This is a genomic window from Geobacillus sp. CAMR5420 (genome assembly GCF_000691465.1).
Lineage (GTDB): Bacteria > Bacillota > Bacilli > Bacillales > Anoxybacillaceae > Geobacillus > Geobacillus thermoleovorans.
The window spans coordinates 1-2,679 of the sequence record NZ_JHUS01000082.1 but is presented as its reverse complement, the minus strand read 5'-3'; the positions used below and the strand labels follow the sequence as shown (position 1 = coordinate 2,679).

Genomic DNA, 2,679 nt, shown 5'->3' with positions numbered 1-2,679 from the left:
CTCAACTAGCACCACGGGTTGATATTATTTTATTTGAGATTTAGGAGGGCTTTATGAAATTTCCTTTTATTGTTTATTCCAATTTATCGCCAAAACTAATTGAGAGATGGGAAAAATATTATAATAATCCGACAAACGAATATGAACGTAAAGTTGAAGAGGGTCTATGGCGTAGAACTCAAAATGAAGAAAATAAAGAAGAATCAGGATGGAAAAGCGATCTAGATGCTAGGAGAAGAATGCTGCACTATCGACATCATTATGATGTGATAACTGACAGCAATGGAAATAGGCATCTTGCATTAGTTAGCACCTATCTATGGCTACATTTATGTTTTCCTGAAGATGAGTTAGAAGATTATAAGAAATCTATATCAGTTGGTTTAGAAATGGGAGGATGGAATTTATTAAGTAGCTCTCCAAGGTTATCATTTTATGAGAAGGGAGATTTATTATTAAAAATCGAATTATTCAATCAAAAAGAGCAAGATATAAAATCAAGCAGAACATTCCCTGAATCGTACAGAATATTGGAAGCTACAATACATAATAAAGCATATACTATTGACCAAGAGTTTGAATCAAGACCTTGGGCTATTTTGGACTCAGGAATTCGTAAAAAAGATGTCAGAAGTGAAAAGTTTGAAGAAATATCGTATCAAAAAATTCTAGATTATCTACCTGCTCAGTTTGAAATAGGATGTGGTCCATCAATTGAGGCTGGAATTCCACCACTTCATTTCTTACATCATGTGTACTATGTAACTAATAAAAAAGATCATACTTTTATTTTAGGAAGTAAAGAAGATCGATTACTTTATGAAATATTATCCAATACAGAGGGAAAATATATTAATATGGTGGAAATGTATTTAAAATGCTTTATTTCAGAGCCAACTCCATTTTATAAAGGGTTGAAAATTTTGGAGGAAATGGGTTGTCTTGTTGGACCTATCATCACAAATAATTTTGATGGCTTGGTGACAAGAGTCGGATTAAAGGAAAAATATATTAGGCGTTTCGAAGAAACTCATATTATACCGGAGATAGATTTCCATCCTGATGCCAGATCATTAATAGTAGTAGGAAGTCACGCAGATAGAAGGAAAGTAAGAGCTGCTGCCAGAAAAAAGGGATTAAAAATTATTTATATAGACCCTGAAGGATATTCTGAAGATGAAGAATTTATTCCTTATCCATTAGAGTCATTGGAGGCAGACGATATTCTTATCAGAGAAAGCGCAAGTATAGCAATGGAAAATATAATTGCAGCAATTAAAGGAAAGAGGGCGCTTATTAATGTCTAAAGTTATTATTCAAAATATTAAGAGTAAAATAACCGCATTTTATCATGGAGAAACAATTGAACTAAATGAACGAGATAAAAGGGAAATTAATGAATATTGGGAAAAACTTATTAACGATGGACGTCCACTTATTAGGGGGGCTGTATTTACTATTTTAGATATTAGTAATAGTCATAATGAATTAAATATTAATTTATCATTAACTGACTATGCTCATTACATGTATACAATAAATAACCCAGGTAGATTAACGCGGGAATGTATGGTAGTCTTTACTTCGGCTTTAGTCGAAACAGTTGATGGTTATTTAGTCATTGGAGAAATGGGAAGTCACACATCTACACCTAGAAGATTACAGTGTCCAGGTGGAGGAATTGATAAAAGTGATATCAAAGGAAGAATTGTAGATTTCGAGGGTAATATTGTAAGTGAGCTAGCTGAGGAGCTTGGAATTGAGCAAGGAATCGACTATCACAAAGTGATTCCCAAATATATAAAAACCGGGGGAGATAATAATTTTGTAGCTATTATTTTCTATGTGAATATTTCCTTGACAAAAGATGAACTTCAAAGAAGATTCGAAATACTAAAATCTTCTAAACAAAGTGAATTTCAATCACTTCAGTTCATTGAAAAGAAAAAATGTGCTGATTTTTCTAAAATAAATAAAAAGCCTGTCGTTGATTATCTATATCCTTTACTCTATAAAGTACAAGAAGATGCTTCGAGAGAGGGATAGTATAATGAAAAATATATTAGTCTTAAATCGTATAAATTACAAACACTATCTAAGAGAGGGACAACCAATACTCAATCCAACCGAATATAAGGTCTTTTTCTTTACTAAAAAGGAAAAAATATATGATATTCCTAAAAATCATGTAGCAGAAATATATGCTACGGATATAAATAATGATGAAATATTATTTGAAATTGCTAACATAGTCCATAAGCATAATCCAATTAATCATGTGATATCGTTGTCAGAACGAACTATGTGTATTGCAGGTAAACTTCGAGATCTATTTGGTTGTCCAGGACTTTCCTATGAACAGACTTTAAAATTCCGAGATAAATATATAATGAAAAAGGCTTTGGTTGGATCGGGAATTAATTTACCAGCATTTCAAATTCCAACATGTATAGAGGATATAGTCAATTTTTTAAATATTTATGGTTCTATTATCTTAAAACCAAGATTAGGAATGGGATCGCAGAATACGTACAAATTAAATAATATTTCCGAAATCACGAGTGTTGATTATCCAAAATTAGACATACGCCTTCCATAAATTTGGGCATACTCAAACAAAGCAGCGGCCATCCCGGATTTCCAATCGAGAGGAAGCTGCCCAGAGAAAAAACGGCGAAC

The 2,679-nt window shown here is 32.3% G+C and carries 3 protein-coding genes; all 3 read left to right on the top strand.

From position 1 onward, the window contains the following. The first annotated feature begins 53 nt into the window (after positions 1–53). Genes DI44_RS00205 through DI44_RS18935 form a run of 3 tightly spaced genes read left to right on the top strand, consistent with a single transcriptional unit; the run spans position 54 to position 2,599 of the window. The gene (locus DI44_RS00205; protein ID WP_033026699.1) at positions 54–1,307 is read left to right on the top strand and encodes a hypothetical protein; all 1,254 of its coding nucleotides are present in this window, start codon (positions 54–56) and stop codon (positions 1,305–1,307) included. Further along, positions 1,300–2,046, top strand: coding sequence for a hypothetical protein (locus DI44_RS00210; protein ID WP_033026696.1), 747 nt, complete (start codon positions 1,300–1,302; stop codon positions 2,044–2,046). The genes DI44_RS00205 and DI44_RS00210 overlap by 8 nt, the downstream gene beginning before the upstream one ends. Before the next feature lie 4 nt (positions 2,047–2,050). Beyond that, the gene (locus DI44_RS18935; RefSeq protein WP_050483862.1) at positions 2,051–2,599 is read left to right on the top strand and encodes a hypothetical protein; all 549 of its coding nucleotides are present in this window, start codon (positions 2,051–2,053) and stop codon (positions 2,597–2,599) included. Positions 2,600–2,679: the final 80 nt, after the last annotated feature.